Here is a 15,886-nt window from a genome sequence, read left to right on the forward strand (position 1 = left end):
GGGCCGGGAAAGCCGGGCCCCATTACCGGAGTAGGATGATGATACTGATCGAAGTGAACCAGGTCGCGACCGGGGTCCTGCCGATCGCCCAGCTGACGCAGCATCTGCGGCTGGGCAGCGGGTTCGCCGAAGACAGCGTGCAGGACGATGTGCTGGAAAGCTATATCCGCGCGGCCCTGGCCGCGGTGGAGGGGCGCACCGGGCAGGCGATCTTCGAACGCGAATTCCTCTGGTCTGTCGACAAGTGGACCAACAGCGAGGCGCAGAGCTTCCCCCTGGCGCCGGTACGGGCGATTTCGAGCGTGGCCAAGGTGGCCGCCGACGGAACGCGCGACGAGCAGAGCATCGGCGATTACACCTTTGTCGAGGATGTCTTCGCCCCGAAACTGCGGGCCCTGAGCGGCACGCTGCCCGAGCCGCCCACCGACGGCAAGATCGAGGTGCAGCTGGTGGCGGGATCCGCGCAGGAGTGGACCCAGGTCCCCGCGGACCTGGCCCAGGCCGTGCTACTGCTGGCGGCGCATTACTACGAGTACCGCGACGACCTGGCGCTGGGTAAGGGATGCACGCCCTTCGGCGTGACGACCCTTCTGGAACGCTATCGCCCGATGCGGATCGGGCTGGGGGGCCGCACATGATCCCGCGGCTGACCAGAGAACTGACGCTGGAACGCCGGCTGCGCGTGGCCGATGGCGCCGGCGGCTTCGTTTCCGCCTGGGATGCGCTGGGCACCCTGTGGGCGGAGGTCCTGCCGAGCCGGGGCACGGTGACCGACCGTGCCGGCCAGGCGAGCCATGATCAGCTGATGAAGATCACCGTGCGGGGGGCGCCCCATGGCGCCTCCAACCGGCCGGTACAGGGCCAGCGTTTCCGCGAGGGGGACCGGATCTACCTGATCGTCTCCGTCCAGGAGGCGGACGCGACGGGGCGGTTCCTGCTGTGCCGGGCCCGCGAGGAGGTGATGGCATGAGCTACGCCGTTTCCGCCGCCCTGCAGAAGGCGCTTTACGAGCAGTTGACGGGAGATGCGACACTGGTCGGTCTGGTCGGCAGCGACATCTTCGATGCGCCGCCCACGGGCACCCCGCCCGCAACCTACGTCAGCATCGGGCCCGAGATGGTGCGGGACTGGTCCAGCCAGTGCGGCGCCGGGGCTATGCATGACCTGGTGATCTCGGTCGTGACCTCCGACGTGGGGTTTCACGCCGCCAAGGAGGTCGCCGCCGCGGTGAGCGATGCCCTGGCGCTGCCGCTGCCGACGCTGAGCCGGGGGCACCTGGTCAGCCTCAACTTCCTCAAAGCCCGGGCGCGCAGGGACGAGGCGGGGCAGTTGCGCCGCATCGACCTGAGCTATCGCGCCCGGGTGCAAGACACCTGACCCTTATTCGATGGAGTGACGAACATGGTGGCCCAGAATGGCAAGGACCTTCTGATCAAGGTGGACATGACCGATGCCGGTCTGTTCGAGACGCTGGCGGGCCTGCGCGCCACGCGGCTGAGCTTCAACGCTGAAAGCGTGGACGTGACGAGCCTGGAAAGCACCGGGGGCTGGCGGGAACTGCTGGCCGGTGCCGGTGTCCGGTCTGCCGCGATCAGCGGGTCGGGCGTTTTCAAGGACGGGACCAGCGACGAACGCGCGCGGCAGATCTTCTTTGACGGCGTGACCCCGGATTTCCAGGTGATCATTCCGGATTTCGGCGTGGTCGAGGGGCCGTTCCAGGTCACCGGGATCGAGTATTCCGGCACCCATGACGGGGAAGCCACCTTCGAGCTGTCGATGGCCTCCGCCGGGGCGCTGAGCTTTACGGCGCTGTGATGGCGAACCCCCATGCAGGCGAGGTGGCGCTGATCCTGGATGGGGAACGCCACGTGATGAAACTGACCCTGGGTGCCCTGGCGGAGCTGGAAACCATGCTGGAGAGCGGATCCCTGATCGCGCTGGTCGAGCGGTTCGAGGCCGGGGGGTATTCGACCCGGGATGTGCTGGCGCTGATCGTGGCCGGGCTGCGCGGCGGTGGCTGGCAGGGCCGGGCGGAAGACCTGCTTCAGGTGGAGATAGAAGGCGGCCCGCTTGGGGCCGCGCGCAAGGCGGCGGAGCTGCTGGCGCGGGCCTTTGCCGTGCCGGGTGGCGCTGGATGAGCGGGGCGGGCCTGAGGTCGGGCCTGGACTGGCCTGCGTTGATGCAGGTGGGCCTGAGGGGGCTTGGCCTGCGGCCTGCGGAATTCTGGGCCCTGACCCCGGCGGAGCTGCGGCTGATGCTGGGGGACGAGGCGGCCGCGGCCAAGGTGCTGGGCCGGGCCCGTCTGGACGAATTGCTGGCGGCCTTCCCGGATGGCGCGCCGATCAGAGATGGAGGCGGAAATGGATGAGTTCAATGGTTTCGAAGGGTTGCAGGCCCAGGTGGACGGCCTGGATGCGACCCTGTCCGGGGCGGCGGACATGGCGGCCAGTTTCGACAGCGAACTGCGCCGGATGCGCAGCGCCCTGGCCGAGACGGGCAAGGATGTGCAGACGCTGGAGCGCGGGTTGAGCCGGGGGCTGCGGCGCGCGCTGGATGGTGTCCTATTCGACGGGATGAAACTGTCGGATGCGCTGCGCACCGTGGCGACGAGCGCGTCCAACGCGGCCTATTCCGCGGCGGTGAAACCGGTGACGGATCACTTCGGAGGTCTGCTGGCACAGGGCGTCGGCGGGTTGATGCAGGGGGTCATGCCCTTTGCCAAGGGCGGTGTCGTCAGTTCACCCACCTTGTTCGGGATGCGCGGTGGCACCGGGCTGATGGGAGAGGCCGGGCCGGAGGCGATCATGCCGCTCTCGCGTGGTCCCGACGGCAGCCTTGGCGTGCGCATGGAAGGCGGGCGACCGATGAACGTGGTGGTCAACATCTCCACCCCCGACGTGGAAGGCTTCCGCCGTTCCCAGAGCCAGATCGCCGCACAGATGAGCCGGGCCCTTGGCCGCGGTCAGCGCAATCGCTGAGGAGGACCCCATGACGTTTCACGAGATACGCTTTCCCGCGAACCTGTCCTTCGGCTCCTCCGGGGGGCCGGAGAGACGTACCGAGGTCGTGACCCTTTCCAACGGGTTCGAGGAACGCAATACCCCCTGGAAGCATTCGCGCCGCAGGTATGATGCGGGGATGGCGATGCGCTCGCTTGACGATATCGACACGCTGATCGCCTTCTTCGAAGCCCGCCAGGGACAGCTGCATGGCTTCCGCTGGAAGGACTGGGCGGACTACAAGTCCTGCAAGCCAAGCCTGGACGTGGCCCCCGGTGACCAGGTGATCGGCAGCGGGGACGGAACGACAAGCGCGTTTTCCCTGATCAAGACCTATGCCTCGGGCGGGCAGGCCTATGTGCGCCCCATCGCCAAGCCGGTGCAGGGCAGCCTGCGCGTGGCGCTGGACGGTGCGGAGGTTTTCGAAACGACGGACTATTCGGTCGACTGGTCGACGGGGGAGATCACGTTTGCCAGTGCGCCTGGGGGCGGGGTCGTGATCTCTGCCGGGTTTGAGTTCGACGTGCCGGTGCGTTTCGATACCGACAGCATCCAGACCTCGATTTCTACGTTCCGCGCCGGAGAGGTGCCGAGCGTTCCGGTGGTGGAGGTGCGGGGCTGATGGCATTCAACGCGGATCTTGAAACCCACCTCGAAACCGGGGCCACGACAACCTGCCATGCCTGGTCGATCCTGCGCAGGGATGGCGTGGTGATGGGATTTACCGATCACGACTGTGATCTTGCCTTCGAGGGGGTCACGTTCAGGGCCGACACCGGTGTCAGCGCCACGGCGCTGCAGCAGGGAACCGGGCTTTCAGTCGACAACAGCGAGGCCATGGGCGCGCTGAGCGATGCCGCGATAACCGAGGAGGACATCCTTGCCGGCCGCTACGATGGGGCAACGGTCACGGCATGGATGGTGAACTGGGCCGATACGGAGGCCCGGCAGCTGGTGTTTCGCGGATCAATCGGCGAGCTGACCCGCAGCGACGGGGCCTTCCGTGCCGAACTGCGCGGACTGTCGGAATTGCTGAACCAGCCCTGCGGACGGATCTATCAAAAGCCCTGTGCTGCGGTGCTGGGGGGCAAGGGGTGCGGTTTCGATCTTGCCCAGGGCGGATATCGTACCGAGGTCACCGCGATCGGGGTCGTGGACCTGGCGGTCTTCAGGTTCGGGGCGCTGAGCGGCTTTGCCGAGGGATGGTTTACCCATGGACGTCTCGAAGTGCTGGATGGCGCTGCAGCGGGGCTGTTCAGTCCGATCAAGCGTGATGCCGTCGTGGGCGGGGAGCGGATCATCGAACTCTGGACGCCACTGCCCGTCGATCCGGGCGCCACGCCGTTTTGCCGGCTCGATGCGGGGTGCGACAAGCGGATGGAGACCTGCCGGGTGAAATTCGGAAATATCCTGAACTTCCAGGGTTTCCCGGACATCCCCGGAGAGGACTGGCTGATGGTGCAACCCTCGCAGAGCGGGGACATCAGCGGGGCGTCGCGCCGATGAGCCGGGCGGAGGAGATCATCGAGGCTGCCCGGGGATGGCTTGGGACGCCCTATGTGCACCAGGCGTCCGTACGCGGGGCCGGTGCGGATTGCCTGGGGCTGTTGCGCGGGGTGTGGCGCGAGGTGCTGGGGCAGGAACCCGAAGCGGTGCCGGCCTACACGCCCGACTGGTCGGAGACGCAGCGCCGCGAACAGCTTTGGCAGGCGGCGCTTCGCCATCTGACGCCCGCCAATGCGGCCCCCCGCCCAGGGGATGTCCTGCTGTTCCGCATGCGGAGCAGTGCGGTGGCCAAGCACCTGGGCCTGCTGTCCGATGTTCGTGACGGGGGCCGCTTTATCCACGCCTATACCGGGCACGGAGTGGTGGAGAGCCCGTTCAGCACCCCGTGGCGCCGCCGCGTGGTCGCGCATTTCTCATTTCCTGACGAGGTTTGAACCATGGCAACCGTTCTTCTGTCTGCTGCCGGTGCAGCCATCGGTGGCACTGTCGGCGGGTCCGTCCTGGGCCTGTCCGCTGTCGCTGCGGGTCGTTTCGTCGGGGCCACGCTTGGCCGATACATCGATCAGCGGCTTCTCGGGCAGGGATCCGATGCCGTGGAGACCGGACGGGTCGAGAGGTTCCGTCTGACCGGGGCGGGGGAAGGGGATCCGATCGCGCGGGTCTATGGCCGCATGCGTGTGGCCGGGCAGGTCATCTGGGCGACGCAGTTCCTCGAAACCACCACGACATCCGGCGGGGGCAAGGGCACAGCGCCGAAGCCCAAGGTTACATCGCATTCCTATACGGTCAGCCTGGCAATCGCGCTCTGCGAGGGAGAAATTTCCGGTGTTGGGCGTATCTGGGCGGATGGTGTGGAAATCGCGCCTGCGGATCTGGATATGCGGGTTTATCCCGGCAGTCCGGATCAACTGCCGGATCCCAAGATGGAGGCGGTCGAGGGCGCAGGACAGGTGCCGGCCTACCGTGGGACGGCCTACGTCGTGTTGGAGAACCTACAGCTGGAGCCCTTTGGCAACCGCGTTCCGCAGTTCACCTTCGAAGTGCTGCGCCCGGCGCCTGCGGCGCTTCCCGGGGCAGGTGAGGAGACTGCGCATGCGGTCCGGGCGGTGGCCCTCATGCCTGGCAGCGGTGAATATGCGCTGGCCACGACCCGTGTCAGCTATGACTACGGTGCGGGGCACTACGGGCTGGCCAACGTGAATTCCCCGTCCGGGAAAACGGACCTGGAAACTGCACTTGACCAGCTGGATCAGAGCATGACCGGCTGCGAGGCGGTTTCCCTCATCGTGAGCTGGTTCGGCGATGACCTTCGCTGCGGGACGTGCGAGATCAAGCCCAAGGTCGAAAAGCTTGATTTCGACGGGCGCGAAATGCCCTGGACGGTCGCGGGCCTGTCCCGGGGGGCAGCCCAGCTTGTTGCCCAGGATGACGATGACCGGCCCCTTTATGGGGGCACGCCTGCGGATGCGGCCGTGATCGAGGGCATTCAAGCCCTCGCCAGTCAGGGGAAGGCAGTGATGTTCTATCCCTTCATCCTGATGGATCAGACAGAGGGAAACACGCTGCCGGATCCCTACAGTGACGAGACAGGCCAGGCGCATCTGCCATGGCGTGGCCGCATCACGGCGTCGGAAGCGCCGGGGCGGACCGGATCGCCTGACGGGACGGCCGCCGCCGCCGCAGAAGTCGCGGACTTCTTCGGAAGCGCGGCGGCATCCGATTTCACCATTGGCAATGGCACGGTCAGCTACACCGGACCATCGGAATGGCGCTATCGCCGGTTCATCCTGCACTGCGCGGCGCTTTGCGCGGCGGCCGGTGGGGTCGATAGCTTCTGCATCGGTTCTGAAATGGTCGGTCTGACCGGCATCCGGGGCGCCTCCAACAGCTTTCCTGCGGTGACGGAGCTGCGGGCGCTGGCCGCAGAGGTCCGCACGATCCTGGGTGCTGGTGTGAAGATCGGCTATGCCGCCGACTGGAGCGAGTATTCCGGCTATCAGCCAAGCGACGGCAGCGGTGATCGTTTCTTCCATCTCGATCCCTTGTGGGCTGACGCGGAAATCGACTTCGTCGGGATCGACAATTACCTGCCCCTTTCGGATTGGCGTGAGGGGGACGACCATCTGGATGCCGTCGATCACAGGACGCTCTACGATGTCTCCTACCTCGAGGGGAACATCGAGGGCGGAGAGCTTTACGATTGGTACTATGCCTCGGGAACGGACCGGGACAACCAGCTGCGCACGCCCATCGAGGATGGCGCCCACGGAGAGCCCTGGATCTGGCGGCGGAAGGATATCCGCAACTGGTGGAGCAATGCGCATCACGAGCGGATCGGCGGCGTTCGTCAGGCTGCCGCCACTGCCTGGGTGCCCCAGTCCAAGCCTGTTTGGTTCACGGAACTGGGCTGTGCCGCCGTCGACAAGGGGACCAACCAACCGAACAAGTTCCTGGATCCCAAGAGCTCCGAATCCTCCCTGCCGCACTATTCCTCCGGTCAGAAGGACGAGGTGATCCAGCAGCAGTACCTTCGTGCCATGCACGGCTACTGGAACGACGCGGCTAACAATCCCGTGTCGTCGGTCTATGGTGACAGCATGATCGACATGTCCCGGGCCTTTGTATGGGCCTGGGATGCCCGGCCGTTCCCCGTCTTTCCCAACAACCTGGATCTCTGGTCCGATGGGGAAAACCGTGCCGCGGGTCACTGGATCACCGGGCGCGCGTCCGGCCGCTCGCTTGCGCTTGTCGTGGCCGAGATATGCGAGGCCTCCGGTCTGACCAACTACGACGTGAGCGGTCTTTACGGCTACGTGAGCGGGTATCTCGATGACGAGGTGAGGGAGGCGCGCGCGGCGCTGCAGCCATTGATGCTGCGCTATGGGTTCGATGCCGTCGAACGGGACGGCGTGATCCGCTTCGTCATGCGGGGCGGGCGTGCCGACCAGGTTCTGAGCCGCGACGACATGGTGGAGACGCGCGATCTGGATGGCATTGTCGAACGCCATCGCACGCCGGAGGCGGAGCTTGCCGGGCGCATGCGTCTCAGGTTCGTTCAGGCCAACGCGGATTTCGAGACCGTGGCGGAAGAAGCTATCCTCCCGGATGAGGAAAGCCGCGTTGTTGCGGGCAGCGAGATGTCCCTGGCCATGACCCGGGGCGAGGGGCGCCAGGTTGTCGAACGTTGGCTGGCAGAGGCACGCGTCGCCCGCGATGGGCTGCGGTTCGCCCTGCCGCCCTCGCTGCGGGCGCTGGGCGCGGGGGATGTGATCTCCTACAGCGACGGCGGTAGCGGCAGCCTCTACAGGCTGGACCGGACAGAGCACGGGGCGATGACCCTGGCAGAAGCGGTTCGCGTTGAACCCGAGCTCTATCGCCCGGGCGTCCTCTCCGAGGATCTGCCCTCTGGCGCCTCATTCGTGGCCCCGTTGCCGGTGCTGCCCCTCTGGCTCGATCTGCCGCTGATCCGTGGCGATGAGCTGCCGCATGCACCGCACCTGGCTGTCACGGGCAAGCCCTGGCCAGGTTCGGTCGCGGTCTATTCTTCCGGCAGTGATGCGGGCTATGCCCTCGATCAGGTGCTGACGACCAGGGCGACGATCGGGGTCACGACATCCCCGCTGGCGCGGGGACCCGTCGGGCGGGTGGATCGCGGTGCCGCGCTTGGCATCAGCCTGACCTCCGGCAGCCTGTGGTCAACGGATGAGGCAGGGCTCCTTGCAGGGCAGAACCTTCTGGCGATCGGAAACGGGGATCCGGCGGGCTGGGAGGTCTTCCAGTTCCGCGATGCAGAGGTCACCGGCGTCGACAGCTATGACCTCTCCTTCCGTCTCAGGGGCCAGTTGGGAACAGAGGCCCATATGCCCGAGGTCTGGCCCGCCGGATCCTGGGTTGTCCTGCTCGACCAGGTGCCCCAGCAGATCTCCCTTGCGCCGAACCAGAGACGGCTGACGCGCCACTACCGCATCGGCCCGGCCCAAAGCAGTGTCGATGATCCGTCCTACCTGCACGAGGAACGCGCCTTTGACGGCGTCGGTCTGAGACCCTATGCCCCCTGCCATCTGCGGGCGCAGGTCCAGACGGGCGGAGATATCGCATTCACCTGGGTCCGCCGCACCCGGATCGACGGTGACACCTGGGATCTTGCGGAAGTTCCTCTTGGCGAAGAGACCCTGTCCTTCCGTCTGCGCATCCTGCAGGGCGGAACGGTGGTGCGGGAGGAAACGGTGGGCGAAAGCGGCTGGACCTACACCGCGGCACAGCTTTCCGAAGATGGCCTCGGCGGTGCTGCGCAGCTGGAGGTGGCCCAGGTCTCCTCGACCTTCGGTCCCGGCAGCTTCGCATCCCTGGACTTCACCGTCTGACCCGGGCGTGAGCCGGCAATTCATTCTTGTGAACTGCCGGCTCACGCCTTTGCATTTTCCCCGGGATGACTATCTGGTATGGTCGATGGATCTTTGGGGCCGCCACGGGCCCGCAATGGGAAAGCGATCATGGCACAATCCAACCCGAAACTGGCGGAACTCGATCCCGTCTGGGACCGTATCCTGCGTGAGGCAAAGGAAGCCGTCGCGGAGGAACCGCTTCTGGGCGGCCTCGTCCATTCCACCATTCTGCACCACCCGTCGATCGAACGGGCCCTGGCCTATCGGATCTCGATGAAGCTTGCCTCGGACGAAATGCCGGGTCAGCTCCTGCGGGAAATCTGCGACGAGGCGATCACGGATGACCCCGGTATCGCCGCCGCCGCCCGGGCCGACATCGTCGCGATCCATGATCGCGATGCCGCCTGCCACCGGTTCATCCAGCCGCTGCTGTACTTCAAGGGCTACCAGGCGGTGCAGTCGCACCGGATCGGTCACTGGCTCTGGACGAAGGGGCGCAAGGACCTGGCCTATTTCTTCCAGATGCGCTGCTCCGAGGTCTTCGGCGTCGATATCCATCCCAATGCCCGGATCGGCAAGGGGATCATGATCGACCACGCCCACTCCATCGTCGTGGGGGAAACGGCCGTGGTCGGGGACAACGTCTCCATGCTGCATTCCGTCACCCTGGGCGGGACCGGCAAGGAAGAGGAGGACCGTCACCCCAAGATCGCCGATGGCGTGCTGATCGGGGCGGGGGCCAAGGTTCTGGGCAACATCAAGGTCGGCCACTGCTCCCGCATCGCGGCAGGCTCCGTCGTTCTGCACGAAGTGCCGCCCTGCACGACGGTCGCCGGTGTTCCGGCAAAGATCGTGGGCAAGGCTGGCTGCGATCAGCCGGCGCTGCAGATGAACCAGCTGCTGGGTGGCTGACAACCCGGCCTGTTGGGCTGAACCTTCAGGGCTGACAAAGGGCGCCCCGCCAGGGCGCCCTTTTCTGTTCCGGCAGACCTCAGCGACGGAAGACGAGGATCTTGCCCTCTGGCTTCGCCTCTGCCGCGGTGTAGCTGACGCCGTCGACCTTCAGGCCATGCGGGTCGAGCAGGGTGATGGTGCCCCCCTTGTTGGACAGCGCCACGCCCTCCATCGGGACGGCCAGCACATCACCGGGGGACAGCCAGGCATCGCCCGCAAGGGTGCGTGCCTCGTCCCGTCCGTTCAGGATCGACCAGCCTGCCAGCGACAGGCCGTCGCCGGAGCGGTTCATCAGGTAGACTGTTTCCGGCTGCCCCTCCGCACCTTCCATGTTTTCACGCCCGACCGGGTTGACCAGGGCGCCCATGATGGCGACCCGGCGGTCGGGCAGCATCGTCGGAACCGCTGGCGCAGGGGGCGCGGAGGGCTGCGGCTGGCCCCTGTCCGGGGCGACCGGCCGACCTGTCAGAAGCTCGGCAAAGGTCTGGGCGCCGGGCAGGCCGTTGCCCGTGTCCTCGTCGGTATGAACGGCCTGGCTGGCAAAGGCGAAGAACAGCCCGGCGAAACGGTCCTGATCCCGGAAATGCAAGATCACTGCCCCGTCCTGCCAGACCCCGTTGTACTTCGAAAAACGCCCGGCGCTGCCCTGGTTCATGTGGATGTCGTGGATGCCCTGCCGGTCGCTGTAGGGCTCTCCGAACAGGTAGATCGTCGCGCGACGGTCGATGGCGGCACGCAACACCGGCAGGACGTAGTCGATGATGTCGTTCGGCGCCTCGCCGGGGACATCGTGGGACAGGATACGACCGGCGTCGAAATCCAGAAGGTTCGAGCGGATGTAATCCAGCGCCCCGCCGCCCGGCGCATTGTCGAGCGGCGTGAAACCGGGGGGCAGGCCGCGCAGGGCATCCGTCACCGGGTGTCTCAGATCGGGCAGGTGCCAGTAGACCAGCTCCGACACGGCGGAAAGCGATTTGACATTGATTGACGCCCGCCGCGCGCCGTCGAAACTGCCGCCTGTGCCGTCATCGAAGAAAAGGTGGATGTGCGGGCTTTCCGGATCCTGATCGGCCCGCTCGGCCGAAACGCGAACGGGGGTCGCAGTCCAGACACCGTAATCGGAAATGGGCATGGGGGCTCCGCTTTGAAAAGGACAGGTCTCAAGCTCACCCTAGGCTGATCCTGTGACAGGACGTAGTCCGGAACGTCCCTTTGGGGACATCCGGGGGCGAAACGGCAAGAGGCCGCCCGCTGGGGCGGCCTGCTGTCCATTTTGCAGAGAGGGCAACTCGATGCCTCGCTGCCCGTCAGGCCGCGAATTCGTCCCAGGCTTCGATGGCATGGGCGGCGTACATGTAGGCGGGGCCTCCGCCCATCAGCGTGGCGACACCCAGCGTCTCGACCAGTTCCTCGCGGGTGGCGCCCGCCTTGATCGCCGCGAAGACATGGGAGGCGATGCAATCGTTGCAGCGCTGCGCCACGGCGATGGAGATCGCCTGCAGCTCCTTGTGCTTGACGGACAGGACACCTTCATCCAGCACGGCATTGTGCAATGCGCCGAACTCCTTCTGGATCTCCGGCTTCACCTTCTTGATCTCGCGCAGGCCCGCGGTGGTCTTTCCCAGCAGTTCCTTCCAGCCCATGGCATGTCCTTTCGTGTCGGCCTGGGCCGATCCTAGACCGGAGACGCGCAGAGTTCGGTGACTTGGTCACCGAACTTCGCATGGTTTTCCCTGACTTTACGGCGCAGTGTCAGGTCAGCGCGTCCCAGGCCGCGATGGCCTTTGACCCGTACATGTAGGCCGGGCCGCCACCCATCATCACCGCGACACCAACGGTTTCCACGACGTCTTCGCGGGTGGCCCCTGCCTTCTGCGCCGCGCGGATGTGGAATCCGATGCAGTCGACGCATTGCTTCGAGATCCCGATCGCAAGCGCCTGCAGCTCCTTCTCCTTGGTTGACAGGGCGCCCGGCTCCATCGCGGCCCTGTGCATCGCGGTGAAGCCCTCTCCGATCTGGGGCTTCACGTCGCGGATCTTGCCGAGGTTGGCGGATGTTTCGGCGAGGTAGGATTTCCAGTCCATGTCTTGTCCCTTTGCGTGACGTTCCTCCCCGGAACGAGTTTAGCGCAGGGGCCGCCGGTCGTTCCGTGACTAGGTCACCAAGCGCCGGGGAACATGGGCAGCGGAGGGGGCAGGGGGAATGAAAATACCCGCCAGGCGGGACCTGGCGGGTATTCTTGATCTGTGAATGTGGGCCCATGCGTCAGGCCCTCATCCTGCGATGGCCGTCAGGCCAGCATCAGCATCGGGTTTTCGAGGTTCTCGACGATGACCTTCAGCAGGTCCGCGCCAAGCGCCCCGTCGATCACCCGGTGATCCACGGACATGGTCACCGACATCACGGTTGCCACTTCGATCTCGCCTGCGTCATTGACGACGGGCTTTTTCACGCCGCCGCCGACGGCCAGGATCCCCGCATGGGGCGGGTTCACGATGGCGTCGAAGTTGTCGATCCCGTACATGCCGAGGTTCGAGATCGCGAAAGCACCACCCTGGTATTCATGGGGCGCGAGCTTGCGATCACGGGCGCGCTTGGCCAGGTCCTTCATCTCTGCCGACAGGGCCGACAGCGACTTCATGTCGGCGTCCTTCAGCACCGGGGTGAACAGGCCACCCTCGATGGCGACAGCCACGGCCACGTCCGACGGCTTCAGCTGCAGCACCCGGTCACCGGCCCAGACCGCATTGGCGGCGGGGACGGATTGCAGCGCCAGCGCCACGGCCTTGATGATGAAGTCGTTGACCGACAGCTTCACGCCACGCGGTTCCAGCTGCTTGTTCAGCTGGCTGCGGAACTTCAGCAGCGCATCCAGCTTGATGTCGCGGCGCAGGTAGAAGTGCGGAATGGTCTGCTTGGCCTCGGACAGGCGCGCGGCAATCGTCTTGCGCATGCCGTCGAGCTTGATTTCCTCGTACTCGCGACCCTCGTACATCTTCTTGACGGTCTCGGTGGAGGGGCCGGCAGGTGCGGCGGCAGCAGCCGGCGCCGCAGCGGCCGGGGCGGCTGCAGGAGCTGCGGCAGCAGCGGGCTTGGCCTCTGCCTTCTCCACGTCGGCCTTCACGATGCGGCCATGCGGGCCGGTGCCGGTGATCTGCGCCAGGTCCAGACCCTTCTGGGCCGCGATGCGGCGGGCCAGCGGAGAGGCAAAGATGCGCTCGCCATTGGCGCCCTTGGGCGCGGCGGGGGCAGGGGCCTCCGCCTTGGGGGCAGCGGCGGGGGCCGCAGCGGCCGGGGCTTCCGCAGGCGCGGCGGCCTCTGCCTTGGGAGCGGGCGTGCTGCCGATGTCATCGGCGCTTTCACCCTCTTCCAGCAGCACGGCGATCGGGGTGTTCACCTTCACGCCTTCGCTGCCTTCGGCGATCAGGATCTTGCCGATGACGCCTTCGTCGACGGCTTCGAATTCCATCGTCGCCTTGTCGGTCTCGATCTCTGCCAGCAGGTCACCGGACGACACGGTGTCGCCTTCCTTGACCAGCCATTTCGCCAGAGTGCCTTCCTCCATCGTGGGGGAGAGGGCGGGCATCAGGATTTCCGTGGGCATGGCTCTCTCTCCTTAACGGTAGGTGACTTTTTTCACCGCCGCGATCACCTCGTCCGTGGTGACCAGCGCCAGTTTCTCGAGGTTGGCGGCATAGGGCATGGGCACGTCCTTGCCGGTGCAGTTGATCACGGGCGCATCGAGGTAGTCGAAGGCGCGTTCCATGATCGTGGCCGACAGGTGGTTGCCGATGGAGCCGACGGGGAAGCCTTCCTCGACGGTGACGCAGCGGTTGGTCTTCATGACGGAGGCCAGCACGGTGTCATAGTCGATCGGGCGCAGGGTCCGCAGGTCGATGACCTCGGCCGAGATGCCTTCCTCTGCCAGCTTGTCCGCGGCTTCCAGCGCGTATTGCATGCCGATGCCGAAGGACACGATCGTCACGTCGGTGCCTTCACGCCAGATGCGGGCCTTGCCGAAGGGAATGGTGAAATCTTCCAGGACCGGCACTTCGAAGGTGCGGCCGTAGAGGATCTCGTTCTCCAGGAAGATGACCGGGTTGGGATCACGGATCGCCTGCTTCAACAGGCCCTTCGCATCGGCGGCGGAGTAGGGCATCACGACCTTCAGGCCGGGGATATGCGCATACCACGACGCGTAGTCCTGGGAGTGCTGCGCGCCCACGCGGGCGGCGGCGCCGTTGGGACCGCGGAAGACCATGGGCGCACCCATCTGGCCACCGGACATGTAGAGCGTCTTGGCGGCGGAGTTGATGATCTGGTCGATCGCCTGCATGGCGAAGTTGAAGGTCATGAACTCGACGATGGGCTTCAGGCCACCGAAGGCGGCACCCACGGCCAGACCGGCAAAGCCATGCTCGGTGATCGGCGTGTCGACGACGCGCTTGGGGCCGAACTCGTCCAGCAGGCCCTGGGACACCTTGTAGGCGCCCTGGTACTCGGCGACTTCCTCGCCCATGAGGTAGACCAGCTCATCCCCGCGCATTTCCTCGGCCATGGCGTCGCGCAGCGCTTCGCGCACGGTCTGCTCACGCATCTCGGTGCCCTCGGGGTAGTCGGGGCTTGCCTTGGACTTCACTTCCGCCGGGGCGGAGGGGGCGGGCGCCTCAGCGGCCGCAGGGGCCTCTTCGCCGCCCGCGTCGGCCGGTGCGGCCTCCGGCGCTGCGGCAACCTCGCCGATGTCGTCGGCGGATTCACCTTCTTCCAGCAGCACGGCGATCGGGGTGTTCACCTTCACGCCCTCGGTGCCTTCGGCGATCAGGATCTTGCCGATGACGCCTTCGTCGACGGCCTCGAACTCCATCGTCGCCTTGTCGGTCTCGATCTCGGCCAGGATGTCGCCGGAGGACACGGTATCGCCCTCTTTCACCATCCACTTGGCCAGGGTGCCTTCCTCCATCGTGGGGGAGAGGGCGGGCATCAGAACTTCAGTAGGCATTTGCGATCCTCCCTCAGGCGTTGTGCTGCGGAATCTCGTCCGCGTAGATGTCGGTCCACAGTTCGTCCAGCGCGGGTTCCGGGCTTTCCTTGGCGAAGTCGGCGGACTTGCTGACGATATCCTTGATCGTCTTGTCGATGGACTTCAGGTCTTCCTCGGAGGCATGCTTGCCGTCGATCAGCATCTGGCGGATGTGCTCGATCGGGTCGTGCTTCTCGCGCATGTTCTGCACTTCCTCGCGGGTCCGGTACTTCGCCGGGTCCGACATGGAGTGACCGCGGTAGCGGTAGGTCTTCACTTCCAGGATGTAGGGGCCGTCGCCGGCGCGGCAGTGCGCCACCGCCTTCTCGCCGGCGGCCTTCACGGCCAGCACGTCCATGCCGTCGACGATCTCGCCGGGGATGCCGAAGGCCTCGCCGCGCTTGAAGATCTCGGGGCTGGAGGTCGAGCGGTGCTGCGACGTGCCCATGGCGTACTGGTTGTTTTCGATCACGAAGATGACGGGCAGCTTCCACAGCGCCGCCATGTTGAAGCTTTCGTAGACCTGGCCCTGGTTGGCCGCGCCATCACCGAAGTAGGCGAAGGACACGCGGCCGTTTTCCTTGTACTTGTCGGCAAAGGCCAGCCCGGTGCCGATCGGCACCTGCGCGCCGACGATGCCGTGACCGCCGTAGAAGTTCTTCTCTTTCGAGAACATGTGCATGGAGCCACCCTTGCCCTTCGAGTAGCCGCCTTCGCGGCCCGTGAGCTCGGCCATGACGCCGTTGGGGTCCATGCCACAGGCCAGCATGTGGCCGTGATCGCGGTAGGAAGTGACGCGCTTGTCGCCTTCCTCCGCTGCAGCTTCGAGGCCGACCACCACGGCTTCCTGGCCGATGTAGAGGTGACAGAACCCCCCGATCAGCCCCATGCCGTAAAGCTGGCCCGCCTTCTCTTCGAAGCGCCGGATCAGCAGCATGTCGTGGTAGTACTTCTTCAGCTCGTCTGCCGAGACATTCGGCTTGGCTGCGGATTTGCGGGTCGCCATGCGGTGTCCTCCCCG

At 65.8% G+C, this 15,886-nt stretch carries 18 protein-coding genes; 12 read left to right on the plus strand and 6 right to left on the minus strand.

From position 1 onward, the window contains the following. Positions 1–38: 38 nt before the first annotated feature. From AC2IR1_RS10040 to cysE, 12 genes are all read left to right on the plus strand, one after another. Complete coding sequence (locus AC2IR1_RS10040) at positions 39–638, plus strand: head-tail connector protein (RefSeq protein WP_486476139.1); 600 nt, start codon at positions 39–41, stop codon at positions 636–638. Continuing rightward, a complete protein-coding gene (locus AC2IR1_RS10045; RefSeq protein ID WP_486476140.1) occupies positions 635–970 on the plus strand; it encodes a phage head closure protein in 336 nt (111 codons plus the stop codon). Before AC2IR1_RS10040 ends, AC2IR1_RS10045 begins: the two co-directional genes overlap by 4 nt. Continuing rightward, positions 967–1,377, plus strand: a complete 411-nt coding sequence (locus tag AC2IR1_RS10050; RefSeq protein ID WP_486476141.1) for a DUF3168 domain-containing protein — start codon at positions 967–969, stop codon at positions 1,375–1,377. Before AC2IR1_RS10045 ends, AC2IR1_RS10050 begins: the two co-directional genes overlap by 4 nt. Positions 1,378–1,401: 24 nt before the next feature. Next, the gene (locus tag AC2IR1_RS10055; protein WP_486476142.1) at positions 1,402–1,815 is read left to right on the plus strand and encodes a phage major tail protein, TP901-1 family; all 414 of its coding nucleotides are present in this window, start codon (positions 1,402–1,404) and stop codon (positions 1,813–1,815) included. Continuing rightward, entirely contained in the window at positions 1,815–2,138 is a 324-nt protein-coding gene (locus tag AC2IR1_RS10060; RefSeq protein WP_486476143.1) for a gene transfer agent family protein, read from the plus strand. The genes AC2IR1_RS10055 and AC2IR1_RS10060 overlap by 1 nt, the downstream gene beginning before the upstream one ends. After that, entirely contained in the window at positions 2,135–2,368 is a 234-nt protein-coding gene (locus tag AC2IR1_RS10065) for a rcc01693 family protein (protein WP_486476144.1), read from the plus strand. Before AC2IR1_RS10060 ends, AC2IR1_RS10065 begins: the two co-directional genes overlap by 4 nt. Further along, complete coding sequence (locus AC2IR1_RS10070; protein WP_486476145.1) at positions 2,361–2,978, plus strand: phage tail tape measure protein; 618 nt, start codon at positions 2,361–2,363, stop codon at positions 2,976–2,978. The genes AC2IR1_RS10065 and AC2IR1_RS10070 overlap by 8 nt, the downstream gene beginning before the upstream one ends. A 10-nt stretch (positions 2,979–2,988) precedes the next feature. Continuing rightward, entirely contained in the window at positions 2,989–3,621 is a 633-nt protein-coding gene (locus AC2IR1_RS10075; protein WP_486476146.1) for a phage distal tail protein, Rcc01695 family, read from the plus strand. Further along, positions 3,621–4,505 (plus strand): DUF2163 domain-containing protein, encoded by an 885-nt coding sequence (locus AC2IR1_RS10080; RefSeq protein ID WP_486476147.1) that lies wholly within the window; start codon positions 3,621–3,623, stop codon positions 4,503–4,505. The genes AC2IR1_RS10075 and AC2IR1_RS10080 overlap by 1 nt, the downstream gene beginning before the upstream one ends. Then, entirely contained in the window at positions 4,502–4,939 is a 438-nt protein-coding gene (locus AC2IR1_RS10085) for an NlpC/P60 family protein (protein ID WP_486476148.1), read from the plus strand. The genes AC2IR1_RS10080 and AC2IR1_RS10085 overlap by 4 nt, the downstream gene beginning before the upstream one ends. 3 nt (positions 4,940–4,942) lie before the next feature. Further along, a complete protein-coding gene (locus AC2IR1_RS10090; RefSeq protein ID WP_486476149.1) occupies positions 4,943–8,869 on the plus strand; it encodes a baseplate multidomain protein megatron in 3,927 nt (1,308 codons plus the stop codon). A 129-nt stretch (positions 8,870–8,998) separates the two neighbouring features. Then, positions 8,999–9,802, plus strand: coding sequence for a serine O-acetyltransferase (cysE, locus tag AC2IR1_RS10095; RefSeq protein ID WP_486476150.1), 804 nt, complete (start codon positions 8,999–9,001; stop codon positions 9,800–9,802). Positions 9,803–9,881: 79 nt separating this feature from the next. Here cysE and AC2IR1_RS10100 read toward each other — a convergent pair whose 3' ends face one another. The 6 genes from AC2IR1_RS10100 to pdhA all read right to left on the minus strand — a co-directional run bounded on the left by AC2IR1_RS10100 (position 9,882) and on the right by pdhA (position 15,871). After that, positions 9,882–10,976 (minus strand): DUF2278 family protein, encoded by a 1,095-nt coding sequence (locus AC2IR1_RS10100; protein ID WP_486476151.1) that lies wholly within the window; start codon positions 10,974–10,976, stop codon positions 9,882–9,884. 175 nt (positions 10,977–11,151) lie between these two features. Next, entirely contained in the window at positions 11,152–11,487 is a 336-nt protein-coding gene (locus AC2IR1_RS10105; protein WP_486476152.1) for a carboxymuconolactone decarboxylase family protein, read from the minus strand. Between the two features lie 109 nt (positions 11,488–11,596). Beyond that, the gene (locus AC2IR1_RS10110; RefSeq protein WP_486476153.1) at positions 11,597–11,929 is read right to left on the minus strand and encodes a carboxymuconolactone decarboxylase family protein; all 333 of its coding nucleotides are present in this window, start codon (positions 11,927–11,929) and stop codon (positions 11,597–11,599) included. A 206-nt stretch (positions 11,930–12,135) separates the two neighbouring features. Next, positions 12,136–13,449 carry a pyruvate dehydrogenase complex dihydrolipoamide acetyltransferase gene (locus tag AC2IR1_RS10115; RefSeq protein ID WP_486476154.1) on the minus strand — a complete coding sequence of 438 codons (1,314 nt, stop codon included), beginning with the start codon at positions 13,447–13,449 and terminating at the stop codon, positions 12,136–12,138. 12 nt (positions 13,450–13,461) lie between these two features. Then, positions 13,462–14,844 (minus strand): pyruvate dehydrogenase complex E1 component subunit beta, encoded by a 1,383-nt coding sequence (locus AC2IR1_RS10120; RefSeq protein WP_486476155.1) that lies wholly within the window; start codon positions 14,842–14,844, stop codon positions 13,462–13,464. Between the two features lie 13 nt (positions 14,845–14,857). Beyond that, positions 14,858–15,871 carry a pyruvate dehydrogenase (acetyl-transferring) E1 component subunit alpha gene (gene pdhA / locus AC2IR1_RS10125; RefSeq protein WP_486476156.1) on the minus strand — a complete coding sequence of 338 codons (1,014 nt, stop codon included), beginning with the start codon at positions 15,869–15,871 and terminating at the stop codon, positions 14,858–14,860. Positions 15,872–15,886: the final 15 nt, after the last annotated feature.

Source organism: Pseudooceanicola sp. NS-SX8, from assembly GCF_057380755.1.